Origin of the sequence: Pantoea sp. KPR_PJ (assembly GCF_041386365.1) — a bacterium.
Classification (GTDB): domain Bacteria; phylum Pseudomonadota; class Gammaproteobacteria; order Enterobacterales; family Enterobacteriaceae; genus Pantoea.
Genome location: NZ_JABMIK010000001.1, coordinates 87,757 through 113,034 on the forward strand (window position 1 = coordinate 87,757; position 25,278 = coordinate 113,034).

Consider the following 25,278-nt stretch of genomic DNA (forward strand, 5'->3'; position numbering starts at 1 on the left):
AAAAACCTGCGTGATCCTTGCCCTGCGCAGCGAATAAAACCGAGTGAAACACAAGTGTCTGTTCTTGTCTATACAACTGGCAAGCTATAAGCATTTGCTATGCCAGCACGATCACACATTTCGGCATCTGGCGGTGCCATAACGGCACAGAGCGAGCGGTCAGGATGTATATACATTCAGGCCAGGAGACAGTAAACTTCAGGCACTATCGTGATAAGGAAATGAATATGGTCGAGCATTCGGCAATAGCACAACTGGCGGCAGCAATGAGCGATGAGCCAGCGCCGATCTACCAGCGCGTGAAACAGGCGATTATCAGCCAGATCCGCGCCGGCAGCTGGAAGGCGAACCAGCGCGTGCCGTCCGAAAGTGAACTGGTGAATGAGCTGGGCGTCAGCCGCATGACCATTAACCGCGCACTACGCGAGCTCACCAGCGAAGGGTTTTTAATGCGTATGCAGGGCGTGGGCACTTTTGTCGCGGAGATGAAAGGCTATACGGCGATGCTTGAAGTCCACAATATTGCTGATGAAATTGCCCAGCGCGGCCACCAGCATCGCTGTCAGATCCTGGCGATCGGCCAGAACAAAGCGGATCCGGAACAGGCAGCACTCCTGGGCTTAAGCACCGGGCAGACGATTTTCCATTCGCTCATTGTCCATTACGAGGACAACCTGCCGGTTCAGCTGGAGGATCGTCTGGTCAACCCGCTGGTGGCACCGGATTACCTTACCCAGGATTACCACCAGTTCACGCCCTACACCTATCTGATGCAGGTTGCCCCGCTGACCGCAGGCGAGCATATCGTTGAGGCGGTACTGCCAGATGTGCGCCAGCGTAAATATCTGTTGCTGGATGAACATGAACCCTGTTTGCTGATCCGGCGTCAGACCTGGAGCGACAGCAAAATTGTCACTTACGCGCGGCTGCTTTATCCGGGATCGCGCTACAAGCTGTTGGGGCGCTTCAAAGGACACGGCTGAGGCGGGTCATCAGCAGCTGCGCCTTTGCCGTCACGGGCGTCAGCGCCGTCTCCTCATCCAGCCACCAGACGCCCTCCGCGGCGCTCAGCTTTTCGCCGCTTGCCAGCCGCCATTCGCCAGCCGTTACCCAGGCGATCCCGTGCAGGCTGGAGACCGCCTCCGACGCGATCCTGACCTGCGCTTCCCAGCTGTCGCGCCGCGTCATGATATTGAAATCTTCGCTTTCGCCGTGCAGCGCAGCGTGGATGGCCCATTCGCCGGAAAAAGACCATGGAGAGAGCGGCGTCAGCTCATGCGTTACCGCGCCATGTGTGAGTTGCACGTTGCTGCCGCGCAGCAGCGTGATCACCCGATCCACGCCGGGAAAGCAGGAAAAAGCGCCGCTGCTGGCAATGGTTGCGATGCTGGCGCGCCAGGCGAAATCCGCTGTGCCTGATGGATAGCTGATAATTTCGCGCGTTTCGCCGCCGCCGTTGCGCCAGCGGCTCACCGGCAGGTCAGCATAACGGAAACGTGTTCTCATTGTAGCGCCGCCATCGCCTGGCGGAAGGCCGTCGCGCACGCCTCTTCTGCAGCGTGATGTCCCGCCTGAATGACTGCCCGGCCAGCCACCCATACGTCACGGATTTGCTCGCGGCTTCCGGCAAACAGCCAGCGGTTAAGCCGCGCATTATCCTCCACGCTGCCCAGCCACTCATCCTCAGCCAGCACCAGCCAGTCGGCGCGTTTGCCCGGCGACAGCTCACCGAGTAAAACGCCGCACGCCTGCGCGCCGCCCTGAGCCGCGCCTTTCCACAGCAGGTCGCCCACCGAGGGCTGCCCGGCAGTGACGATACGGTTGCGACGCCGGTCGCGCAGACGCTGGCCATATTCCAGCCAGCGCAGCTCCTCCAGCGCGCTGAGCGAGACATGACTGTCGGAACCGACGCCCCAGCGCCCACCCTGAGCGATATAGTCGGATGCCGGAAAGATGCCGTCGCCCAGGTTGGCCTCTGTGGTAGGGCAGAGGCCGGCAACGGCGCGGCTGGCGGCGAGCCGGGCAATTTCGCGCGCGTCGAGGTGTGTGGCGTGGATCAGACACCAGCGCGTATCAACTTCAAAGCGGTTCAGTAGCCACTCCACCGGCCGCTCGCCGCTCCAGGCCAGCGAATCATTAACCTCTTTCTCCTGCTCGGCAACGTGGATATGCACCGGCAGCGTGTGGCTGCTGGCAGCCAGTACCTCACGCATTTGCGTTTCGCTGACCGCGCGCAGCGAGTGGAAGCAGAGGCCGTGATTGAGCAGCGGTTTCCCCTCTGTCCTTGCTGCCAGACGTGTCTGCTGGCGCAGATAGGCGTCGGTTTGCTGAATAAATCGCTTCTGTCCCGGCAGCGGCGGCTGTGCGCCGAAACCGCTGTGGCTATAGAGCACCGGCAACAGCGTCTGACCAATGCCCGCGATGTCGGCGGCGAGCATAAGCTGGTGCAGCATATCGTCCTGGGGATAGGGTACGCCGCTGGCGTCATGGTGCAGATAATGGAACTCTGCCACCTGGGTATAGCCGCCTTTCAGCATGTCGATATAGAGACAGGCGGCGATAGCGCCGACCTGTTCTGGCGTCAGGCGCTGTACCATGCGGTACATCAGGTCGCGCCAGGTCCAGAAACTGTCCTGCGGATCGCCCGCTACCTCGGCCAGCCCGGCCATCGCGCGCTGGAAGGCATGGGAATGCAGGTTAGCAACAGAGGGGATAACCGGCCCTTGCAGCCGGATGGCGTCCTGCACCTCGCTATCAGGCGTTACGCTTTCGATGGTTCCGGCCTCATTGACGACAAGTCTGACATGACGTTGCCAGCCGTCGGCCAGCAGCGCTCGCGGGGCAAAATAGGTTGCCATGGTTGATCCTCAGCGACTGTAGTTGTATATACATATACATACTTTGATGGGCCGAGTAAATCGCCCCTCGCGAAGGAGGTGTGCAATGGCGGAAAGCAGGCAGATTGACAGCCTGTGGTTTGGGGCCAGTCTGGTCACCATGCGTGAAGGCAACTATCACATCATCGACGATGGTGCACTGGCGGTAGAGGCGGGGGAGCTGATCTGGGTAGGGCCACGCGCTGAAATGCCCGCTTTTACCCCCCGTCATCAGCATCAGTTTGATGGCGGGATCGTGACGCCAGGCCTGATTGACTGCCATACCCACCTGGTGTTTGGCGGGGACCGCAGCGCAGAGTTTGAGCAGCGCCTTAACGGCGTCAGCTACGCCGGGATCGCCGCGCAGGGTGGGGGGATTCTCGCCACCGTGCGCGCCACGCGCGAGGCCAGTGAAGATCAACTGGTGGCGTCGGCGCGCTGGCGGCTCAACCGGCTGCTGGCAGAGGGCGTCACCACGGTAGAGATCAAGTCGGGCTACGGGCTGGATGAGGCGAGCGAGTTGCGCATGCTGAGTGCGATACGTCGTCTGGGCGAGAGCGTACCGGCTGACGTACTGGCAACCTGCCTGGCCGCGCATGCTTTTCCGCCGGAGTTTAAACAGCATCCTGAGGGCTGGGTCGATCGGATTTGCGAGCGCATCCTGCCGCAGGTGAAGGCCAACGGGCTGGCTGACGCGGTCGATGCCTTTTGCGAGCATCTCGCCTTTTCACCCGCACAGGTGGCGAGAGTCTTTGATAAGGCTACCGCGCTGGGGCTGCCGGTAAAGCTGCATGCTGAACAGCTCTCTTCGCTCGGTGGCGCACGGCTGGCAGCAAGCTACGGTGCGCTCTCTGCCGACCATCTGGAATACGCTACAGAAGAGGATGCAAAGGCGATGGGCGAGCAGGGGACGGTGGCCGTGCTGCTGCCTGGCGCATTTTATCTGCTGCGTGAAACGCAGCCGCCGCCGGTGGCGCTGTTTCGCCAGTACAGGGTGCCGATGGCGCTGGCAAGCGATGCTAATCCTGGCACCTCGCCCGCCCTGTCGCTACGCCTGATGCTCAATATGGGCTGTACGCTCTTTGGCATGACGCCGGAAGAGGCGCTGGCAGGCGTCACTATCTGGGGCGCGAAGGCCCTGGGATTACAGGCTACGCATGGATCGCTGGAGGCGGGCAAGGTGGCAAATTTTGTTCACTGGCCGCTGGCTCGTCCGGCTGAACTGACCTACTGGCTGGGCGGTGAACTGCCCTGTACTGTTATCTATCGTGGAGCCATGCAATGACACCCTTTCACTTTACGCCGGGCAGCCTGCCGCTGCTGGTCAGCATACCGCACGCCGGTACGCAGCTTACGCCCGAAGTGGAGGCCGGCCTGAGCGATGCGGCGCGGGGCCTGCCGGACACCGACTGGCATGTTCCGCTGCTGTTCGACTTTGTGCGCGACCTTGGTGCCAGCGTATTGATCGGCCGCTATTCACGCTTTGTCGTTGACCTCAATCGTCCGGCAGACAACCAGCCGCTTTATGCAACGGCAACCACAGGTCTCTATCCTGAAACCCTGTTTGATGGTTCGCCGACTTTTACGCCGGGCAAAACGCCAACGGCTGCGCAGCGTGAACGCTATCTCGCCGAAATCTGGCAGCCCTATCACCAGCAGATCCAGCAGGAGCTGGCACGGCTGAAGGCAGCATTCGGCTACGCGCTGCTGTTTGACGCGCACTCTATTGCCAGCGTGATACCCCGCCTGTTTGAGGGACGCCTGCCCGACCTTAACATTGGTACCAACGACGGCAGGAGCTGTAGCGCGGCGGTGGTGCAGGGGCTGGAAGCGGTCTGCGCGGCGCAGAGCGACTACAGCTGGGTAGTAAACGGACGCTTCAAGGGCGGTTATATCACCCGTGCCTATGGCAGGCCAGAGGCGCGGGTGCAGGCGGTGCAGCTGGAACTGGCGCAGGTGAACTACATGGATGAGACGCCGCCTTTCGCCTGGCAACAGGCGCGGGCCTCAGCTCTGCAAAAGGTGCTGAAGCCGCTGCTGCAACGCTTTATTGAGCAGGGTAAATCAGCGTAAGGCTGCGCGCGCCGCGCTTAGCGGCGACGCGCGTCCGGACGCACCAGATCAAAACGCTCATTTTCACTAATGCCGTAGTAGGCGCTCGGCCCACCTGCGCGCAGAATAGGTTCAGCGCGTGCAGTCTGGTAGATGCCCTCTTCCAGCAGCGATTCGTCGATATGAATCGCTACCGCTTCGCCCAGCACCAGCCAGCTGTCAATCGGATTACCCTGTGCATCCTGAAGCTGGATAAGCTGGGTTAAACGGCACTCAAAATTCACCGGGCTTTCCGCCACCAGGCTGGCCTTCACCTGTGAGGCAGGCAGCGGCGTCACGCCCGATAGCGCAAACTCATCCTGTTCAGGCGGAACGGAAGCTGAGCTTTCATTCATCGCCTGCGCCAGCGGGCGCGTCGCCAGGTTCCAGACGAACTCTTTGCTTTCGCTGATATTGCGCACGCTGTCTTTCCAGCCGCTGCTGGCGAAGCCAATGATGGGGGGGTGATAGTTAAAGCAGTTAAAGAAGCTGTACGGTGCCAGGTTGCGCTGGCCCGAAGCGGAGAGCGAACTGATCCAGCCAATCGGGCGCGGGCCGATAATGGCGTTGAGCGGATCGTGCGGCAGGCCATGGCCGGCGCGCGGCTGATAGGAATAGCGTTTGTGCGTCATCTTTTATCCCGTAGCGAAGTGTTAACAATATCTTAGTGCTACAGCATCCGCTGTACCGGGAATAAATGTGTAAGCGGATTGTGCGGCTTTATTTTCCCGGCGCTGCGGCGTATTGTACGCGCCTGCAAAACGGGAGACGCCATGAACAAGCCAGCCACGACATTATTCCACGCGCGTAATCGCCATCAGGGTGAGTACGATTTTGCCGCCTTAACCGCCGCGCATCCGCCGCTGGCGGCCAAAGTACGGCCTAACGGCTATGGTGCACAGTCAATCGATTTTGCCGATGCGGAAGCGGTAATGCTGCTGAACCAGGCGCTGCTGAAGCTCTTTTACGGCCTCGACTGGCAGCTTGCGCCGGGATCGCTCTGTCCACCGGTGCCGGGGCGCGCCGACTATCTGCACTATCTGGCCGACCTGCTGGCGCTGGATAACCGGGGCGTTATCCCCCAGGCGGATATTCTGGATATTGGCTGTGGCGCAAACTGCATCTATCCGCTGATTGGTCAGGCGGAGTATGGCTGGCGCTTTACCGGCACTGATATCGACGAGGTGGCGCTGAAAGCGGCTCATCGTATCGTAGCAGCCAATCCCGGCTTAGCGCGCCGCATTCGCCTGCGTCGTCAGAAATATGCGGAGGCGGTACTGGCAGGCGTGGTAAATAAAAACGAGTTTTTCCACGCCGTGATCTGCAACCCACCGTTCCACGCCTCGGCAGCGGAGGCCGCCGCCGGTTCGCAGCGCAAGGTGCGTAATCTTAAGCTGGAGCGCGCAGCGCCCCTTAACTTTGGCGGTCAGCATAATGAACTGTGGTGCGAGGGTGGTGAAAAAGCCTTCGTTGGCAAGATGATCGCTGAGAGCGTATCGCTAGCGCGCCAGTGCCTCTGGTTTACCTCGCTGGTTTCGCGCCGCGAAAACCTGGCCGTGCTGGAAAAACAGCTGCGGGCGCTGGATATTGCAGAGGTACGTGTAGTCAATATGGCGCAGGGCAATAAGCAGAGCCGTTTTCTTGCCTGGAGCTTTATGCCAGCCACCCTGCGTGCGCAGCGGCTGGCGAAATAGACCCGTCCCGGCGACGCAGAAGCCGTTACCAGCCTGTTGCCGGGCTGTCTGATCTGATGCGCTGCCTGAACAAAGTCGCTACAGCCTTTTTTTGCTTACCCAGCGCGGCGTGCGCCATTCAGGATCCGGTGGTTGCGTAATAAAAGAGAGGCGGTCGGGAAAGGCGGGCCGACGGTAGGTCGGCCCGAACACTCAGGAGACGTGCTGTAAAAATTCGCGCAGGCGCTCGCTCGGCGGCTGGGTGATCAGCGTGTCAGGATCGCCATCTTCCGCAATGGTGCCCTTATCGATAAAGATCAGGCGCGAAGCCACCTTCTGTGCAAAGCCAACTTCGTGGGTGACGATCACCATCGTCATGCCTTCTTCTGCCAGATCCTGCATGACTTTCAGCACTTCGTGACGCAGCTCGGGATCCAGGGCTGAAGTCGGCTCATCAAACAGCATCATCTTCGGCTTGACCGCCAGCGCACGCGCGATGGCAACACGCTGTTGCTGGCCGCCGGAGAGCTCAGACGGAAAATGGTGCGCGCGCTCGGCAAGGCCGACCTTCGCCAGTAGCTCGCGTGCCAGCTTTTGCGCCTCTTCTTTTTTCGCACCACGCACGCGAACAGGGCCGAACGCGACGTTATCCAGCGCACTCATCTGTGGAAACAGATGAAACTGCTGGAACACCATGCCCGCTTCCTGACGGATAAGACGTTCATCCACTTTGGGATCGTTGACTTTCAGCCCATCAACGATCAGATCGCCGCTGGAGATCTCTTCCAGCTTATTGATGCAGCGCAGCAGCGTTGATTTGCCAGAGCCAGACGGCCCGATAATGACCACCACTTCGCCCTGATTGATTTTCAGGTTAATGTCATGCAGGACCTGGGTGGTACCGAAGCTCTTTGAAACGTTTTTAAATTCAATCACAGGATTTTCATCCTTTTTTCAATGCGGCGCAGCACAAAGCTCAACACCAGCGTAATCACAAGATAAATAATCGCGACGGCGCTCCAGATCTCCAGTGCGCGGAAGTTACCGGCAATGATCTCCTGGCCCTGACGCGTCAGTTCTGCCACGCCGATGACGATAAACAGTGAGGTATCTTTGATGCTGACAATCCACTGGTTACCCAGCGGTGGTAGCATGCGGCGCAGCGCCAGCGGCATGATAACGTAGCGCAGTGTCTCACGGCGCGACAGGCCCAGTGCCAGACCCGCTTCGCGGAAGCCTTTGTTGATTGACAAAACGGCACCGCGCGTAATCTCCGCAATGTAGGCACCAGAGTTGATCATGATCGTCACCACCGCAGCGGTGAAGGGATCGATGCGCAGATCCGGAAATGCCATCGGTAGCGCAAAGTAGATGAACATCACCTGCACCACGATAGGGGTACCGCGAATAATCTCAATAAAGACCAGCGCGGCGTTATTGGCCAGCCAGCCGCCATAGGCGCGTGCAAAGCCCGCAACCAGGCCGATAATCAGGCCGCCGATCAGACCCAGAACTGAGATCAGCAAGGTCATTTTTGCGCCTTCAATCAGCACCGGCATTGCGGGCCAGATGACGCTCCAGTCAAACTCCATGGTGTGACTCCAGTTTTGTTGCGATAGAAAAAAGCAGGGAGCACGTCCCTGCTCAAAGTAACGTCAGTACATTATTATTTTGGCTCAGTGCCGAACCATTTTTTGTAGATCTGGTTATAGGTGCCGTTCTCTTTCAGCGTCTTCAGCGCGCCGTTCACTTTTTCACGCAGCTCGTCGCTGCCTTTCGGGAAGGCGACACCGTACTGCTGCGCTTCGATCGATTCGCCTACCGCTTTAAAGCGGCCTTTGCCTGCGGTGTTGATGAAGTAAAGGATATTTGGCGTATCGTGCAGCACCGCGTCGGCGCGGTTGGTACCCAGCTCCATGTAGGCATTGTCGATATTCGGGAACTGGCGCAGGTCTTTGGTTTTAATGTTCGCTTTCGCGTAATCCACTGAACCGGTACCGCTCTTCACCGCCACCACTTTGCCGTTCAGGTCGCTGATGCTTTTAATGTCGTTTTCGTTATTGCGTACCATTACCAGCAGGCCGCTTTTGTAATAACCGTCAGAAAATTCAATGGCTTTTTTGCGCTCGTCGGTGATGGTAATGCCTGCCAGCGCCAGATCGATATTGCGCGTTTGCAGTGCAGGAATAATGCCGCTGAAGTCCATCGGCTTCAGGGTGTAGTCCAGCTTCAGCTCTTTTGCGATAGCGTCCCAGAGGTCAACATCAAAGCCGACATACTTATCACCCTGCTTGAATTCAAAGGGAACAAAAGCGGTATCAGTGGCGACAATGAGTTTTTTTTCAGCTGCAACAGAAGAGAGTGAGAGGGCCAGCGCCAGCGCGGCCACAGAGACTTTAAACAGTGACTTCATCATTTTTCCTTATTACTACCCGGCTTATAAGCAGTGTATACAGCTTACTATATGAAAAAATTATGCCAACTTTTCATCTTGCTTTAAATCAGCAGGTTAAATACAGAAGCTGACACGATTTTGCAACGTTAAAATGGATTGCACCAAAAAAGTGCACTGTAATGGTGCGTAAGACATTTTTGGTGCAAGCGCACCTTTGCACGCGGGAATAAGGGTGTGAAGCGGAGTAGCACAGAAGTGTTATGAAGGTCAAAAAACAGGGTGTTTGTTGTTAATCAGGCACAAAAAAGGCGGGTTGCCCCGCCTGTCACTTACGTAAATTTATTCGATGTTAGATTCAATGAACCACAGGAATTTATCCAGGTCACGAGACGCAGCGGTGAAAATATCTGCAGTGTCTTCATCGTTTACTTCAGTGATCGCTTTACGGGTGTCGTTTGCCACAATAGCGTAACGATCAGCCAGTGCTTTCAGATGGTCCTGAACACTGTGGATGTTCAGCGGATAGCTCTGAAGAGGCGTTTTGTCATTAACAACCTGGGTGGTACCCAGCGCAACGCCGCCCAGCTGCACCACACGCTCTGCAATGGTGTCCTGATGATCGGTAATGGTGGTGCGGAAACCGTCCAGCATTTCATGTACGCCAATAAAATTGGCACCGCGCATATTCCAGTGCGCCTGCTTGGTAATCAGCGACAGATCAATAAATTCCACCACCAGACGGTTGAGCACCTCAATGGTAGCTTTTTTCTCGTCGTCAGCTACATCGTTACGCGTGTAAAGCAGATCGGAAGAGTTAGTTTTAACCAGTTTTGCGGTACTCATCGTGTGAATCCTCTCTTTGGTAGTTGTCCTAATCAAGCACGGGAATAAGTATAGCAGCGCTTTTGGTGTTTGCAGGATTAAGCTTAACGATGGATGAAATAGATAGCATTTACGGATAACACGTTAACAGAAATTAACGATGTCTCCGCTTAGCCACTGCCATAATGAAAGTCATCTCACCACGAAGGCACAATTTTTTACACGCAAGTACAATGATTTTAAACAAAATGTTTCAAAAAGATAATTCTTGTGTGTATCTGCGGTTAAAATAAAAGGCATTCGCAGGGGAGACATATTTTCCGCCTGCGTTGATTACAGGCGGAATTAGCTATTGCGGCGGCGAGGGATTTAATTCAATTTTTTTCAGCTGGTTATTGCGCGGTTTCAGCGTTAGCGTGGCGCCAGCGGAAGCCAGTATAATCGCTATCAGGCCCAGACTCTGTTTTAGCGACAGCGTTTCACCCAAAAAAAGAATGCCTGAGAGTGCCGCAACGGCAGGCTCAAGGCTCATGAGCGTGCCAAAAATACGCGCTGGCAAACGCGTTAAAGCAACCATTTCCAGCGAATAGGGGATCGCACTGCAGAGCAGAGCAACCAGCAGAGCAACAGGGATCACGCTCCAGTGCCAGATGCCGGGTTCGGCGAAGGCCAGGCCCGCAGGCACGAAGATTAATGATGCTATTACCGATCCCAGCGCAACGGTTGCTGGGCCATGCCCGGCTCCTGCACGCTGTCCGGCCAGAATATACACAGCCCAGCATGCGCCTGCTCCTACTGCCAGCGCAGCGCCCAGCGGATCGATGGCGTGCAAACTTTCGCCAAAGGGTAACAAAAACCAGAGTCCAGCGACGGCCAGCGCGACCCAGATAAAATCAAGCAGACGGCGCGTGCCCAGCAGCGCCAGGGTAAGCGGGCCGGTAAATTCGAGCGCAACCGCGACACCTAATGGCACGGTGCGCAGTGACAGATAGAATAAAAAATTCATGCAGCCCAGCGCCAGACCATACAGCAGCAGCGGCAGACGCTGCTCACGCGTGAAACGCAATCGCCAGGGCTTGAAGATAACGCACAGCATAAGCGTGCCAAGGCCGAGACGCAGTGCCGTGATACCGGTTGCCCCTACGACGGGGAAAAGCGATTTTGCCAGGGATGCGCCACCCTGAAGTGACATCATAGCCACCAGCAGCAGGGCAACCGACATGGCCGGTGTGGCATTTTTGCCAGAGAAAGAGAGAGACATCCTGTATACGCGTCCTGTAGGTCAATGAAACACCGATGAGCTGCCCAGTGTAATGGAATCAGGACAAAAAGAAGAGGAGACTACAGGGTAACTCAGACGCTCGCCTGAACGAATTTTGACCCATTTCAGGACCAGTTCCGTAAAGAACTGTCAGGATTTTTTAGGAATTAACTTAAAGGACAATAAATATCAAAAAAAATTCACTGCCCTTTAAAGATGAAATTCATAAGTTAAATGAATGACATAGGAAACTTCATTAACTTTCTGTTACACCAAACATTCTGTTAGACAATAATTTCCGGGCAGAGTTTCTTGCTGAGTTTTGTTATATTTTTAGCGTTGTCAGGAGAGAAGTATTATCACATTTGAGGTGGTTATGAAAAAAATTGCATGTCTTTCAGCACTGGCTTGTGTTCTGGCAGTTTCTGCGGGTTCCGCAATGGCGCAGAGCACAGTCACCGGCGGTTACGCTCAGTCCGACTATCAGGGCGTGGCTAACAAAGCTAACGGTTTCAACCTGAAATACCGTTATGAAGACGGCTCTAACCCGCTGGGTTGGATCGGTTCTTTCACCTACACCGAAAAAGATCGCACTGAGTCTGGCGTCTATAACAAAGGCCAGTACTATGGCTTCACTGCTGGTCCTGCTTACCGTCTGAATGACTGGGCAAGCATCTATGGCGTAGTAGGTATCGGCTACGGCAAATTCCAGCAGAACGAAACGGTTGTCCGTTCTAAATCTGATTCAAGCGACGTAGGCTTCTCCTACGGTGCTGGTCTGCAGTTTAACCCGTACCAGCAGTTCGCTATCGACGTAGGTTACGAGCAGAGCCGTATCCGTAACGTTGACGTTGGCACCTGGATTGCTGGCGTAGGTTACAGCTTCTAAGTTTTGCTTAGACCAGTTGCAAAAAAAACGGCCCTCAGCGGCCGTTTTTTTATGTCTGTTTTTAGCTGATTGCTGCTGGCGGATAACGGGCGTAAGCCGAAGCCAGATAGCAAAACAGCCTTTGCATTACGCGAAAGGCTGTAGAGAAGCGGGGCGGATTAACCGCGCCAGATAAGGTTGGGGCAGCGACGCGCGTCTTGCCGGGTGCCAAGCAGTTTTTCAACCAGCATCAGGCGCAGGGAAAAGGGGGAGCGGCTCAGCAAGCACAGCCAGGACTTCAGCGCGCCGGATGAAACCGGTTTTTCAGTCTGGAAGCATTTGCCACAGTCAATGCAGCATTTCATCGTGCTCATGTTGACCTCCCAATCAGTATCGGCGTAACAGCAGGCAGAGCCCGGCGATAAACAAGAGAAACAGCAGTAAAAGCAAGTAAGGATCCTGCACGATCGTCTCTCCATTGTCCGCGTGATTGCCTACAATATCGACAAATATAGCACTGGCTATACCCTGTAGCCAATGCTATTTACGAAAAATTTGAGCTTCTTTGAGCCTGGTTTACAATGAGCGCAGCCTATCCGTTTCGCTACGCGGGCACGGAGAATAACAGAGAGGAAGTTGAATGAGTCGTCGTGCCAAAAATGGGGTATCTGCTGCGCAAGGGCCCCTGAAAGATATTGAAGAGCATGTCGAAGGATTTCGACAGGTACGCGAAGCGCATCGTCGTGAATTAATCGATGACTATGTTGAGCTGATCTCAGATTTAATTGGGGAATTCGGCGAAGCGCGTCAGGTCGATATGGCAGCGCGTCTTGGCGTCTCGCAGCCCACTGTCGCCAAGATGTTAAAGCGTCTCGGTACCGCTGGGCTGGTGGAGCAGGTGCCATACCGTGGCGTCTTTCTGACCAGCGAAGGCGAGAAACTGGCAGCGGAAAGCCGCGCGCGTCATCATATTGTTGAAACCTTTCTGCTGGCCCTGGGAATTAGTCCGGAAACCGCGCGTCGCGATTCCGAAGGCATTGAACATCACGTCAGTGATGAAACCCTGGCTGTCTTCCAGAAATTTTACGAAAGCCGCCGTTAATTACCGGATCCCCTACCATGTTAACCGTGCTGCGCACTTTTTTGCATGATCGTATTCTGCATCTTCTGCTCGTACTTGGCGCAATTTTACTGCTGCTGGCTAATTATCGCTGGGCGGATCTGCCGGGCGCGGTTGACTGGCACACCATTGTCACGCTGACCGGCCTGCTGCTGTTAACCAAGGGGCTGGAGGCCAGCGGTTACTTTGATGTGCTGGGCGCGCGGTTAATCGGGCGTTTCCGCCACGAGCGCGCGCTGGCGCTGTTTATGGTGCTGGCTGCCGCGTTGCTTTCAACCTTTCTGACTAACGACGTCGCGCTGTTTATTCTGGTGCCGCTCACGCTGACACTGCGTAAATTTTCGCGCCTGCCGTTATCCAGGCTAATTATTTTTGAAGCGCTGGCGGTGAATGCGGGATCTTTACTGACCCCGGTCGGCAACCCACAAAACATTTTACTCTGGAGTCACGGCAAGCTGAGCGTCGCCGGTTTTATTGCGCAAATGGCCCCGCTGGCCGTGTGGCTGATGATCACGCTGCTGGCCCTGACCTGGTTTAGCTTTAAGCCGCGCGAGATCCAGAAACATGGCGATGATGAGGAGCGAGAGTGGCAAAAACCGCTGTTTGCGGTCAGCGTGCTGCTTTACGTGCTGTTTGTGGCTGCGCTTGAATGGCACGTCACAGGCTGGGCGCTGCTGCTGATCGTTGGCTGCTACCTGATCATGGCGCGCAAGGTGCTGATTAATATCGACTGGAGCCTGCTGGCGGTATTTATTGCGATGTTTGTTGATGTCTATCTGCTGACGCATTTGCCTGTCGTGCAGCAGCATTTCGACGCGGTGTCCCGTCTGGGTGAAGGGGCCATCTATCTGCTGGGAATTGGTCTGTCACAGGTTATCAGCAATGTCCCTGCCACCATTCTGCTGCTGCAAAAGCTGCCGCCTTCCGAAGTCCTCGCCTGGGCAGTAAATATTGGAGGCTTTGGGCTGTTACCCGGCTCACTCGCCAACCTTATCGCCCTGCGCATGGCGAAAGATCGTCGCGTCTGGTGGCAGTTTCATCTGTTCTCCCTGCCTCTGCTCGCCTGGTCGATGGCCAGCGGCTGGTTACTGCTGCAGATACTGCGCTAGGGCCGTTGGGCTTCTGCGTATGTTGCAGGATGTGCCACTTTTGTCGGGAAAGGTCAAGAAACGCTGGAAAATGTCAATTTAACATCTACTGTTAAATTGACCTTTTATGCCCGGGAATTAGGGCGTTAGCCAAGCGGAACTGACTATGAGCGAGAAAGAGAAACGCGAATCCCATCAGGATGATGCGAACAACGCGCACGACCCTTCAAAGGCGCAGTCTGAACAAAATAATGATTCAAAAGCGCAGTCTGAACAGAATAACGACTCAGAGGCGCAGTCCGAACAAAATAGCGATGAGCCTGAACGCAAAAGGCCCGGCAAAAAGCCGCTGATCATCCTCGCCATTGTCGTGGTAATCATGCTGATTGTGGGATTCTGGTTCTGGTTTAGCACGCGCAACGAAGAGACCACGGACGACGCCTTTACCGAAGGTGATGCAGTCACTATCGCCCCCAAAGCCTCTGGCTATGTGGTGAAGCTGCTGGTAAACGATAACCAGCGCGTAAGGAAAGGCGATCTGCTGGTTGAGATCGATCCGCGTGATACCCTTGCCCAGCGCGATCAGGCGAAAGCCCAGCTGGGACTGGCCCAGGCGCAGCTGCATCAGGCTCAGGCGCAGCTCGCGCTGTCAAAAGTTCAGTATCCGGCACAGCGTGATCAGGCGCTGGCAGACCAGGCGAAAGCACAGGCGAACCTGTTAAACGCTGAAGCGGACTATCGCCGCCAGCGTGGCGTTGATCCTCGTGCTACCAGCCAGCGCAACATTGATACTGCCGCGGCGCAGCTGCGATCGGCGCAGGCACAGTTACAGAGCGCTAAGGCGCAGGTCGAAGTTGCCTCTCAGGTCGCACTGCAAATTCGCCAGCAGGAAACCAATGTCGAAGCGCGCCAGCAGCAGGTTGCTCAGGCACAGGCGCAGTTGAATACCGCAGAGCTGAATCTCTCTTATACTCAGGTTCGTGCGCCCTATGACGGCTTTGTCACTAAGCGTAACGTGCAGCTCGGCACACTGGTGCAGGCGGGAAGTTCGCTGTTTTCGCTGGTATCGCCCGAGATCTGGATTACCGCTAATTTTAAAGAATCTCAGCTGGAACGTATGAATCCGGGCGACAAAGTGGCGATCAGCGTCGACGCCTGGCCTGATATGAAGCTGGAAGGGCACGTCGACAGCATTCAGATGGGCTCTGGTTCGCGCTTTTCTACCTTCCCGGCGGAAAATGCCACCGGTAACTACGTGAAAATCGTGCAGCGCGTGCCGGTGAAAATTGTGATTGATAAAGGGCTGGATCCTAACCATCCGCTGCCGCTCGGCCTGTCGGTAGAACCAAAGGTCACCGTGGAATGAGCCAGTCACAGAGCTGGCAACCCTCCAGCAATCCCTGGCTGGTGGCGATTACCGTCACGCTGGCGGTGTTCATGGAGATTCTGGACACTACCATCGTTAACGTGGCGCTGCCCCATATTGCCGGTTCACTCTCATCCAGCTACGACGAATCCACCTGGGTGCTGACCTCCTATCTGGTGGCGAACGGCATTGTATTGCCTATCTCTGCCTTTTTTAGCCGGCTTTTTGGGCGTAAACAGTTTTTCCTGATCTGCATTGTGATGTTCACCATCTGTTCATTCCTGTGCGGTATTGCCACTGAGCTCTGGCAGATTATTTTGTTTCGCGTGCTTCAAGGCTTCTTCGGCGGCGGTTTGCAGCCGGTGCAGCAGTCAGTTCTGCTTGATTACTTTAAGCCAGCCGATCGCGGTAAGGCGTTTGGTCTCTCCTCAATTGCCATTATCGTGGCACCGGTTATTGGCCCTACGCTCGGCGGCTGGATCACCGATAACTACAGCTGGCGCTGGGTGTTTTTTATCAACATCCCGGTGGGCATTGTGACGGTGCTGGCGATCTATCAGCTGCTGGAAGATCCACCGTGGGAGCGCAAGTGGGCGAAAGGGCGGTTAAATATCGACTATATCGGTATCGGCCTGATCACCCTGGGGCTGGGCTGTCTGCAGGTCTTTCTCGATCGTGGCGAAGATGAGGACTGGTTTGCCTCGCATTTCATTGTTCTGTTCGCCGTACTGGCGCTGGTGGGCATCGTCGGCGCAGTGTACTGGCTGATGTATGCCCGCAAGCCCGTGGTCGATATTCTGGTGATGAAGGATCGCAATTTCTGGGTGTCGGGACTGCTGATGGCGGGTATGGCAATGATCCTTTACGGCAGTTCAGTCGTTCTGCCGCAGCTGGCGCAGCAGGATCTCGGTTATACCGCTACCTGGTCAGGCCTGGTACTGTCACCTGGGGCAATATTAATTGTGCTGACGATTCCACTGGTCCTGGCCCTGATGCCGCGCGTACAGACACGCTATATTATCGCGTTTGGCTTTACCTGCCTGACGCTGGCATTTTTGTATTCGTCGACCCTGGCGCCGAATGTGGATTTTGAAACTCTGGTGATGATGCGCAGCGCACAGTCGATTGGTCTGGGCTTCCTGTTTGTGCCGCTCACTACCATCGCCTTTATTACCATTCCGCAACGCCTTAATGCTGACGCCTCAGCGCTGTTTACCATGTTTCGTAACGTGGCCGGATCGATTGGCATTTCGCTGTCGACCGCAGCCATTACTGAACGCGAACAGGTTCGCTCGGCGCATATGGTGCATAACATGACGCCGCTCAACGAGCAGTTCAATATCACCTTGCAGCACTGGGCGCAGGCAATTCGCGACTTTACCTCGGCGGTAGGCGATCCGGCAACGCTGGCGGCGGGTCAGCTCTATCAGGAGATGGTCGCGCAGTCACGCATTCTGGCATACATCGATGTCTTTTCGGGCCTGAGCATCATTGCCTTAATCATGATTCCATTTTGTTGGCTGCTTTCGCCGATTAAAAGCGAAGGCAGTGCAGGAGCACACTGACATGAAGGTTACTTTTACACGCCAGCTGGCAAGACCGCTCAGCCTGTTAACTCTGGCGCTCTGGCTGGCGGGCTGTGCCGTGGGACCAGACTACGACGCGCCGAAGCCGCAGCTGCCAGGCAGCTATCATCTGCTCGACACTCAGCAGGCCTCTAAAACCCAGTCCAGCGCGATTAATTCGCGCTGGTGGCAGACGTTTAACGATCCCCAGCTCAATAGCCTGATTGATCGCGCGATAGAGGGAAACCTGACGTTGCAACAGGCGGTGTTGCGCATCGCCGGAGCACGCCAGCAGCTGGCGCAGGCGCAGGGTGGACTCTTTCCCAGTCTGAATGGCAGTGCGAAGGTGACGCGCCAGCAGCTGGGTCTGGAGGGGCTACTAAAGGCAAATGGCGTTACTGACCAGCTCGACAGCGAGACCGCCAGCCAGCTTAGCAGTCTGGAGCAGCCGGTCACGCTCTATCAGGGCAGTTTTGATGCCAGCTGGGAGCTGGATCTGTGGGGCAAGGTGAGGCGTCAGGTTGAACTGGCTAATGCACAAACTCAGGCGGCCATTGAACAGCGCAACGATGCGCTGGTTTCGCTGGAGGCAGAGGTGGCCCGCGCTTATCTGCAGCTGCGCGGCGCCCAGGCGACCGTGGCGACGCTTGAACAGCAGATTGCCGTGGCACAGCAGAGCTGGGAGCTGACACAGAGCCAGCAGCGCAATGGGCTGGCACCGCTGACCGACGTGGAGAATGCACGTGCCCAGCTCAGCACGTTACAGGCGCAGCTGCCACAGTACCAGTCACAGGCGCGTCAGGCGATGAACGGCCTGGCGGTACTACTGGGTAAAACCCCTGGCGCACTGGATAATGAACTCTATACGCCAAAAGCGATGCCTGCGCTGCCTCAGATCGTGCCGGTGGGGATCCCTGCTACGCTGGCGCGGCGTCGTCCCGATATTCGCCAGGCTGAAGCCACGCTGCATGCACAGACGGCAAACATTGGCGTGTCAGTGGCTGAGCTTTTCCCCAGTCTGTCATTAACCGGTCAGCTGGGCGTGCGCAACACTGACGTTAGCTATCTGGATAACTGGAGCAGCCACTTTTATTCCGTCGGGCCTTCACTGTCGATCCCCATTTTTCAGGGGGGGCGACTGGTATCCAGCGTGAAGCTGGCCCGTGCCCAACAGGCGAGTGCAGCGCTCGACTATCGCCAGACGGTCCTGACTGCAATGCAGGATGTAGAAAACGCGCTGGTGAGTTATCGTGCCGATCAGGCGCGTGTTACCGCACTGGATGAAACGACCGGCTCCCTGCAGCGCGCCTTTGACCTCGCCAGTGACAGCTATCGTCAAGGGATATCGACATTTATCGACGTACTGGATGCCCAGCGCCAGCTGGCGCAGGCACAGGAGCAGGCAACACAGGCGCGGATGCAGAGCGCACTGGACCTGGTTGCGCTCTATAAAGCGCTTGGCGGCGGCTGGGAAACTTATCAGAACGTGAAGCTACCGCAGTTTAACGTCTTTGGGCCGGCGACTCAGGCAAACTAATTCCTCCTTCCTCCTGGGCTGCAACGAAAAACGCAGCCCCGTTTCAGCCTGCCTGTTTCGCTGCTTTCCGTGAAACAAATATTCTTTCTTATGGCAAACGTCGCCGCTGCGTAAAGGAATAAATAGCGGTGCGTAAAGCTTTGATAGCGATTATTGTGATCAAACCAGCAAACTGGCGCGGAACACATGACTCACTGCGCAAAACTAAAGTTTCATATTTTATTAATTCGATAAAAATAATCCATTTTAACCGGACACCTGCCTTTTATCGGGAGAAAAGATGTCCAGAGAATCCTGCCTTACGCTGAACAAAGCCTCAGGCCCAGACAGCGCTGCCCGTACCGAACCTTTTGTTAAAGTCATTGCCGTCGTCGCCACGCTGGGCGGCCTGCTGTTTGGTTACGACACCGGCGTAATCTCAGGTGCACTGCTGTTTATGGGGCCCGAACTTAATCTGACGCCATTTACTACCGGCCTGGTGACCAGCAGCCTGTTATTGGGTGCCGCCTGCGGTGCGCTCCTCTCCGGGCACTTTGCTGCCGCAGCCGGGCGGAAAAAAATAATTCTGGTTTTAGCCATTATCTTTGCCGCTGGCGCGCTCGGCACGTCGATGGCACCGAACGTGGAGTGGATGATTTTCTTCCGCCTGGTGCTGGGCGTCGCCGTTGGCGGCGCAGCGGCTACCGTGCCCGTTTATATTGCAGAGATTGCACCGGCAAACCGTCGTGGTCCACTGGTGACGCTGCAGGAGCTGATGATTGTTTCAGGGCAGATGCTCGCCTATATCTCCAATGCCGGATTTAATGCCGCATGGGGTGGTGAGACAACCTGGCGCTGGATGCTGGCCGTGGCAACGCTGCCAGCCGTATTGCTCTTTTTTGGGATGCTCTTTATGCCAGACACGCCGCGCTGGTATGCGATGAAGGGACGACTGGCCGAGGCGCGGAACGTGCTGGAGCGCACCCGTGCCCGTCAGGACGTGGAATGGGAGCTGACGGAAATTGAAGAGACGCTGGTGGAGGAAGATCAGCAGCGTTCGCGCCTGCGCGAACTGCGTAAACCCTGGCTGCTTAAGTTGTTTTTCATCGGTGTGGGGATCGCCATGATTCAGCAACTGACCGGCGTCAATACCATCATGTATTACGCACCCACCATGTTAAAGGCGGTGGGCATGGATGACAGCGCCGCGCTGTTTGCCACAATCGCTAATGGCGTCATTTCCGTGCTGATGACGTTTGTCGGCATCTGGCTGCTGGGTAAATTTGGCCGACGTACTCTGACCATGGCGGGTCAGTTCGGCTGTACCGCCTGTCTGGTATTAATCGGCGCGGTCACCTTTTTCATGCCGGAAACTATTAACGGCCAGCCTGACATGTTGCGCAGCTATATGGTGCTACTGGGCATGCTGATGTTTTTGAGTTTTCAGCAGGGTGCATTATCCCCGGTCACCTGGCTGCTGTTGTCAGAAATATTTCCAACACGTCTGCGCGGCATTTTTATGGGTGGAGCGGTGTTTGCCATGTGGATAGCTAATTTCTTTATTTCTCTCGTGTTCCCGGTTTTGCTGGCGAGCGTTGGGCTGGCAGGCGCATTCTTTATCTTTGCGCTGGTGGGGATGGCGGGTGCAATATTTGTCATAAAATGTGTACCTGAAACCCGCAACCGCAGCCTGGAACAAATAGAGCACGACCTGCAAGAGAAACTTTCTGCTGACGATGTCTCTGCTACCGCGTCATTGGGAGAACCGATAAATAAAACATCCTGATGATGGGTTAGCAATAGTGAAGCAGGCCGGTTGACATACCGGCTTTTTTTTATCCATTTGTTGTCCGACAGCGCTGCTGTACACCAGCTTTGTGGTTAACTTAAGGCCAGCTCTGACTCACACTGGCAGCAGGCACTATTTGCCTAACCTAATCTTCGATGCTGTTTATATCACGCTTTTTCCTTGAGATATTCGCTAATAAACCTGCGAGCAGTCTATGAAAACGATTCCAGCCTGGTGCGTTAATGCCACCCGACCTTGTTAATTCACCGTTAATAATGCATTGAGAATAGCGTTAAGTTCATGAAGGGAAATTTAACGCTTCCGCTTCGGAATTTTCTGGAGAAGAAAATTAATTTATTTTTTTATTTGAATTGGGTAATCTTGTCGCTACAGTTTTAATAAACCCCTTAGTCAAGGACATTGGAAAATGAGCGACGCATTTAAAGTTCTGAACAACATTCGCACATTACGTGCGCAGGCACGCGAACTGCCGTTGAGTGACCTGGAAGAAATTCTTGAGAAATTAACTGTAGTCGTCACGGAACGCCGTGAAGAAGTTGAAGCTGAAGAAGCGCAAAATCGCGAAAAAGAAGAAAAGCTGTCTAAATACCGCGAAATGCTGCTGGCTGACGGCATCGATCCGAATGAATTACTGGGTGCCCTGGAAACTGGCAAAAAACGCGCCAAACGTGCGCCGCGCCCGGCCAAGTATTCATACACTGATGAGAATGGCGAAGAAAAATCCTGGACAGGCCAGGGTCGTACCCCAGCGGCAATTAAAAAAGCACTGGATTCAGGCAAGAGCCTCGACGATTTCCTGATCGGCTAAATTTACACAATCCTTGCAAGTGGGAGCCGATGGCTTTAAATAGCCGTCGGCTTTTTTATTTTTCCCTTTCCACCAGCGGCTTGCCTCAGCCCGCACGTCGGGTGCTGGCATGCGCAAGGCGATGTCTGGCATAATGGCCGCCGTTTTTTCCTTCACTCAGCCATAAAGGTCCATGCCGTGTTAGTAAGCAGCAATATCACCATGCAGTTTGGCAGTAAGCCACTGTTCGAAAATATCTCCGTAAAATTTGGCGGCGGTAATCGTTACGGTTTAATCGGTGCAAACGGCAGCGGTAAATCCACCTTTATGAAAATCCTCGGCGGCGATCTAACGCCTACCGGTGGCAATGTCTCTTACGATCCCAACGAGCGCATCGGTAAGTTAAGACAGGATCAGTTTGCGTTTGAGCAATATAGCGTGCTGGACACCGTCATTATGGGCCACAATGAATTGTGGGAAGTGAAGCAGGAGCGCGACCGCATATATGCCTTGCCGGAAATGAGCGAAGAGGAAGGCTATAAAGTCGCAGATCTTGAAGTGCTGTATGGCGAGATGGATGGTTACACCGCTGAATCACGTGCTGGTGAGTTATTACTCGGCGTAGGCATCCCGGTTGAGCAGCATTACGGCCCAATGAGTGAAATCGCGCCGGGCTGGAAATTACGTGTACTGCTGGCGCAGGCGTTATTTTCCAATCCTGATATTTTGTTACTCGATGAGCCCACGAACAACCTGGATATTGACACGATCCGCTGGCTGGAGCAGGTGCTGAACGAGCGTGAAAGCACCATGATCATCATTTCGCATGACCGCCACTTTTTGAATATGGTCTGCACCCATATGGCGGATCTCGATTATGGCGAATTACGTCTTTATCCAGGCAATTATGATGAGTACATGACGGCGGCGACCCAGGCGCGTGAACGTTTAGTCGCAGATAATGCGAAGAAAAAAGCGCAGATCGCGGAGCTGCAATCTTTCGTTAGCCGTTTTAGCGCCAACGCCTCTAAATCTCGTCAGGCGACCTCGCGTGCGAAACAAATTGATAAAATTAAACTGGATGAAGTGAAAGCGTCCAGTCGCCAAAACCCCTTTATTCGTTTTGAACAAGATAAAAAATTGTTCCGCAATGCGCTGGAAGTGGAAGCATTAAGTAAAGGCTTTGATAATGGCCCGCTGTTTAAAAAACTCAACCTGATGCTGGAAGTGGGAGAGAAAATGGCGGTGCTGGGTGCCAACGGTATTGGTAAAACCACGCTGCTGAAAACGCTGGTGGGCGAACTGACTCCTGATGAAGGCACGGTTAAATGGTCGGAGAATGCGCGCATTGGTTATTACGCGCAGGATCACGCCACCGATTTTGCTAACGATCTCAGCGTCTTCGACTGGATGAGCCAGTGGAAGCAGGAAGGCGATGATGAGCAGGCGGTGCGCAGTATTCTGGGGCGTCTGTTATTTAGCCACGATGATATTAAAAAGCCTGCGAAAGTGCTGTCTGGTGGGGAAAAAGGGCGCATGCTGTTCGGCAAGCTGATGATGCAGAAGCCTAACATCCTGATTATGGATGAACCCACTAACCACCTGGATATGGAATCGATCGAGTCGTTGAATATGGCGCTGGAAATGTACGAAGGCACGCTGATTTTCGTCTCGCACGACCGCGAATTTGTCAGCTCGCTGGCGACGCGCGTCATCGAAATTAAAGAGGATCGCGTGGTGGACTTCACCGGCAACTACGAAGACTATCTGCGCAGCCAGGGTATTTACTGATTATGGTCAGCCCGATGAGCAGATGCTGATCGGGATGGCAGCCGCCTTTCAGAAGCACAAAAGGGGATAGCGCAGGCTATCCCCTTTTATTATTTACCACACACCTCACAGTGCGCATCCTGCGCAACCTTAACGCTACGGAATTCTGCGTTCATCGCATCATACATCAGCAGCCGCGATGTGGCGGGGGTGCCAAAAGCCGTTAACACCTTAATCGCCTCCATTGCCTGCATCGCGCCAATCACACCCACCAGCGGTGACATTACCCCAGCCTCAACGCAGCTGAGCGTCTGCTCGCCAAACAGTCGGCTGATGCAGCGATAGCAGGGCGTGCCTGGCTGCCAGGTAAACACGCTAATCTGGCCTTCCATGCGAATCGCTGCACCAGAAACCAGCGGCACGCGCTGCGCGCGGCAAAGCCGGTTGAGCTGCTCGCGGATCTGCACATTGTCGGTGCAGTCGAGCACCAGCTGATGTTCAGCTATCAGCGTCTCAAGTGCCTCCTCTGCCAGCATGTCTGCCACGGTGTCGATCTGCACAAAGGGGTTCATGGCCGCCAGACTTTCCGCTGCCGAAGTGACTTTTGCCCGGCCAATATCGGCATCATGATGCAGGATCTGGCGCTGAAGGTTGGAGAGGGCAACCGTATCAAAGTCGAGCAGGGTTAACGCGCCGACGCCCGCTGCCGCCAGCCAGGGGGAAGCTGCACACCCCAGCCCACCAAGGCCAACAATCAGCACGCGGCTGGCCTTCAGCTTCTCCTGACCGTCAAAGTCAAAACCGCGCAGCACAATCTGGCGGTTATAGCGCATCATCTCTTCATCGCTGAGTTCGGGCAGCATGTTAGCCCTCCAGCAGCGCGTTAAAGGGTTCGATCTCTACCCACTCGCCGGGTTCAACCGCGCCGCGCTCGCGTTCCAGCACGATAAAGCAGTTCGCTGCCGTAAAAGAGCTGAACACATGGGAGCCCTGATGGCCGGTGCTGTGCACCTCCAGCTCGCCGTCGGCGGCGCGATGCATAACGCCACGCTGGAAGTCGAGGCGACCGGGTGACTTTTTCAGGCGCGTGGCCGCGCGTGCCCGCAGGCGTGGCGGCAGTGGCGAGGTGCGCTGGCCAGTCAGGGCCGCAAGCAGCGGCTGTACCAGCTGGTAGAAGGTCACAGTGGCAGAAACGGGATTGCCTGGCAGACCGCAAAACCAGCTGCTCGCCAGACGACCAAACGCAAACGGCTTGCCAGGCTTGATCGCCAGCTTCCAGAAGGTGATGACGCCCAGCTCGTCCAGCATGGTTTTCGTAAAGTCCGCTTCCCCCACCGACACGCCGCCGGTGCTGATGACCACGTCAGCCTGGCGATCGGCCTCGTGAAACGCATGGCGCAGCGCCTGGGGATCGTCTTTGATAATGCCGAGGTCGATCACCTCGCAGCCGAGCTTGTGCAGCATCAGCGAAACCGTAAAGCGGTTGGTGTCGTAAATCTGACCGGCCGCCAGGGGCTGGCCGACCGGCTGAAGCTCATCGCCGGTAGAGAATACCGCCACGCGCAGCTTGCGCAGCACGCTGACCTCAGCGATACCGAGTGAAGCAAGCAGCGGTAGCTCGGCTGCCCCCAGACGCACGCCCGCCGCCAGCACTGGCCGATCGCGCTGGATATCTTCACCGATCCGGCGGATGTTCTGACCCGCTTTTACTGGCGCGTTAATCAGAATGCCATCCTCAACCTCACGCGTTTCTTCCTGCATAACGACCGCCTCACACCCCGGCGGCACGGGTGCCCCCGTCATAATGCGCACTACGCTGCCAGCAGGCCACTCACCGGTAAAAGGTGCGCCAGCGAAGGCCTTCCCCGCCACCCTGAGCGGCTGGTCAGGCTGAATATCGGACAGTCGCACCGCATAACCATCCATGGCCGAATTATCAAACGGCGGCACGTCGATGGGCGATGTCACCGGCAGCGCGGTGATGCGACCAACGGCATCGGCCAGCGGTACGCTAAGACGATCGTGGAGCGGCTGAAGCTGCGCCAGCATTTTTGCCTGTGCGTCTTCAAGAGAAATTAACTCTGCGGTAAAGCTTTCCATCGTAATCAAACCTGAGTGGGGAGAATTGCTGCTTATTATGGTGCGAAATGCCAGCCGAGTCACATCCGTGCCCTGGCATAAGTCACAATAAAAGGTTATGGCCGCAGAGCGAGTTTCCGCTTTACAAGCTGTAACAGGCTTTCTATAGTCAAAAATCACCAAAATTGGCT

The 25,278-nt window shown here is 55.5% G+C and carries 24 protein-coding genes; 13 read left to right on the top strand and 11 right to left on the bottom strand.

Annotated features, from left to right (window positions below; genetic code table 11):
* The first annotated feature begins 227 nt into the window (after nt 1–227).
* A complete protein-coding gene (hutC, locus tag HP564_RS00415) occupies nt 228–983 on the top strand; it encodes a histidine utilization repressor (RefSeq protein ID WP_371239128.1) in 756 nt (251 codons plus the stop codon).
* Here hutC and HP564_RS00420 read toward each other — a convergent pair.
* Entirely contained in the window at nt 967–1,506 is a 540-nt protein-coding gene (locus HP564_RS00420) for a HutD family protein (protein WP_371239130.1), read from the bottom strand. The genes hutC and HP564_RS00420 overlap by 17 nt on opposite strands.
* Nucleotides 1,503–2,858: a formimidoylglutamate deiminase gene (locus HP564_RS00425; RefSeq protein ID WP_371239132.1), complete on the bottom strand. Its 1,356-nt coding sequence runs from the start codon at nt 2,856–2,858 to the stop codon at nt 1,503–1,505. Before HP564_RS00425 ends, HP564_RS00420 begins: the two co-directional genes overlap by 4 nt.
* A gap of 85 nt (nt 2,859–2,943) precedes the next feature.
* Here HP564_RS00425 and hutI point away from each other — a divergent pair, with 85 nt between their 5' ends.
* Nucleotides 2,944–4,161, top strand: a complete 1,218-nt coding sequence (hutI, locus tag HP564_RS00430; protein ID WP_371239134.1) for an imidazolonepropionase — start codon at nt 2,944–2,946, stop codon at nt 4,159–4,161.
* Entirely contained in the window at nt 4,158–4,949 is a 792-nt protein-coding gene (gene hutG / locus HP564_RS00435) for an N-formylglutamate deformylase (RefSeq protein ID WP_371239136.1), read from the top strand. Before hutI ends, hutG begins: the two co-directional genes overlap by 4 nt.
* Nucleotides 4,950–4,966: 17 nt before the next feature.
* On the opposite strand, the gene HP564_RS00440 is transcribed toward hutG, so the two are convergent.
* Nucleotides 4,967–5,599 carry a flavin reductase family protein gene (locus HP564_RS00440; protein ID WP_371239138.1) on the bottom strand — a complete coding sequence of 211 codons (633 nt, stop codon included), beginning with the start codon at nt 5,597–5,599 and terminating at the stop codon, nt 4,967–4,969.
* 141 nt (nt 5,600–5,740) lie between these two features.
* Here HP564_RS00440 and rlmF point away from each other — a divergent pair, with 141 nt between their 5' ends.
* Nucleotides 5,741–6,661, top strand: a complete 921-nt coding sequence (gene rlmF, locus HP564_RS00445) for a 23S rRNA (adenine(1618)-N(6))-methyltransferase RlmF (protein WP_371239140.1) — start codon at nt 5,741–5,743, stop codon at nt 6,659–6,661.
* Nucleotides 6,662–6,853: 192 nt separating this feature from the next.
* On the opposite strand, the gene glnQ is transcribed toward rlmF, so the two are convergent.
* The 5 genes from glnQ to rhtA form a co-directional block, all read right to left on the bottom strand.
* Entirely contained in the window at nt 6,854–7,576 is a 723-nt protein-coding gene (gene glnQ, locus HP564_RS00450) for a glutamine ABC transporter ATP-binding protein GlnQ (RefSeq protein ID WP_371239142.1), read from the bottom strand.
* On the bottom strand, nt 7,573–8,232 hold the full coding sequence (gene glnP / locus HP564_RS00455; protein ID WP_371239144.1) for a glutamine ABC transporter permease GlnP: 660 nt from the start codon (nt 8,230–8,232) through the stop codon (nt 7,573–7,575). Before glnP ends, glnQ begins: the two co-directional genes overlap by 4 nt.
* 74 nt (nt 8,233–8,306) lie before the next feature.
* On the bottom strand, nt 8,307–9,053 hold the full coding sequence (gene glnH / locus HP564_RS00460; protein WP_371239146.1) for a glutamine ABC transporter substrate-binding protein GlnH: 747 nt from the start codon (nt 9,051–9,053) through the stop codon (nt 8,307–8,309).
* Nucleotides 9,054–9,374: 321 nt separating this feature from the next.
* Nucleotides 9,375–9,878, bottom strand: a complete 504-nt coding sequence (dps, locus tag HP564_RS00465) for a DNA starvation/stationary phase protection protein Dps (protein WP_371239148.1) — start codon at nt 9,876–9,878, stop codon at nt 9,375–9,377.
* Nucleotides 9,879–10,206: 328 nt separating this feature from the next.
* Nucleotides 10,207–11,118 (bottom strand): threonine/homoserine exporter RhtA, encoded by a 912-nt coding sequence (rhtA, locus tag HP564_RS00470; protein WP_371239150.1) that lies wholly within the window; start codon nt 11,116–11,118, stop codon nt 10,207–10,209.
* Between the two features lie 376 nt (nt 11,119–11,494).
* Between rhtA and ompX the strand changes: the two genes are divergently transcribed.
* Nucleotides 11,495–12,007, top strand: coding sequence for an outer membrane protein OmpX (gene ompX / locus HP564_RS00475; RefSeq protein WP_371239152.1), 513 nt, complete (start codon nt 11,495–11,497; stop codon nt 12,005–12,007).
* Between the two features lie 158 nt (nt 12,008–12,165).
* Here ompX and HP564_RS00480 read toward each other — a convergent pair whose 3' ends face one another.
* Nucleotides 12,166–12,360 carry a hypothetical protein gene (locus tag HP564_RS00480; RefSeq protein ID WP_371239154.1) on the bottom strand — a complete coding sequence of 65 codons (195 nt, stop codon included), beginning with the start codon at nt 12,358–12,360 and terminating at the stop codon, nt 12,166–12,168.
* Between the two features lie 266 nt (nt 12,361–12,626).
* Here HP564_RS00480 and mntR point away from each other — a divergent pair, with 266 nt between their 5' ends.
* The 8 genes from mntR to HP564_RS00520 all read left to right on the top strand — a co-directional run bounded on the left by mntR (nt 12,627) and on the right by HP564_RS00520 (nt 23,029).
* Nucleotides 12,627–13,088, top strand: a complete 462-nt coding sequence (gene mntR, locus HP564_RS00485; protein WP_371239156.1) for a manganese-binding transcriptional regulator MntR — start codon at nt 12,627–12,629, stop codon at nt 13,086–13,088.
* Nucleotides 13,089–13,105: 17 nt separating this feature from the next.
* Nucleotides 13,106–14,215 carry an SLC13 family permease gene (locus HP564_RS00490; protein WP_371239158.1) on the top strand — a complete coding sequence of 370 codons (1,110 nt, stop codon included), beginning with the start codon at nt 13,106–13,108 and terminating at the stop codon, nt 14,213–14,215.
* Between the two features lie 145 nt (nt 14,216–14,360).
* The gene (locus tag HP564_RS00495; protein ID WP_371239160.1) at nt 14,361–15,560 is read left to right on the top strand and encodes an HlyD family secretion protein; all 1,200 of its coding nucleotides are present in this window, start codon (nt 14,361–14,363) and stop codon (nt 15,558–15,560) included.
* Nucleotides 15,557–17,125: a DHA2 family efflux MFS transporter permease subunit gene (locus HP564_RS00500; protein ID WP_371239162.1), complete on the top strand. Its 1,569-nt coding sequence runs from the start codon at nt 15,557–15,559 to the stop codon at nt 17,123–17,125. The genes HP564_RS00495 and HP564_RS00500 overlap by 4 nt, the downstream gene beginning before the upstream one ends.
* 1 nt (nt 17,126) lies before the next feature.
* Nucleotides 17,127–18,662 carry an efflux transporter outer membrane subunit gene (locus tag HP564_RS00505; protein ID WP_371239164.1) on the top strand — a complete coding sequence of 512 codons (1,536 nt, stop codon included), beginning with the start codon at nt 17,127–17,129 and terminating at the stop codon, nt 18,660–18,662.
* A 280-nt stretch (nt 18,663–18,942) separates the two neighbouring features.
* Nucleotides 18,943–20,427: a sugar porter family MFS transporter gene (locus HP564_RS00510; RefSeq protein WP_371239166.1), complete on the top strand. Its 1,485-nt coding sequence runs from the start codon at nt 18,943–18,945 to the stop codon at nt 20,425–20,427.
* A gap of 430 nt (nt 20,428–20,857) precedes the next feature.
* The gene (locus tag HP564_RS00515; RefSeq protein ID WP_123802854.1) at nt 20,858–21,259 is read left to right on the top strand and encodes an H-NS family nucleoid-associated regulatory protein; all 402 of its coding nucleotides are present in this window, start codon (nt 20,858–20,860) and stop codon (nt 21,257–21,259) included.
* Between the two features lie 177 nt (nt 21,260–21,436).
* Nucleotides 21,437–23,029 (top strand): ABC-F family ATPase, encoded by a 1,593-nt coding sequence (locus tag HP564_RS00520; RefSeq protein WP_371239169.1) that lies wholly within the window; start codon nt 21,437–21,439, stop codon nt 23,027–23,029.
* A gap of 89 nt (nt 23,030–23,118) precedes the next feature.
* Here the strand turns inward: HP564_RS00520 and moeB are convergent, their stop codons facing one another.
* Both moeB and moeA read right to left on the bottom strand, forming a co-directional pair.
* Entirely contained in the window at nt 23,119–23,871 is a 753-nt protein-coding gene (moeB, locus tag HP564_RS00525; protein ID WP_371239171.1) for a molybdopterin-synthase adenylyltransferase MoeB, read from the bottom strand.
* A 1-nt stretch (nt 23,872) separates the two neighbouring features.
* Entirely contained in the window at nt 23,873–25,108 is a 1,236-nt protein-coding gene (gene moeA, locus HP564_RS00530; protein ID WP_371239173.1) for a molybdopterin molybdotransferase MoeA, read from the bottom strand.
* Nucleotides 25,109–25,278: the final 170 nt, after the last annotated feature.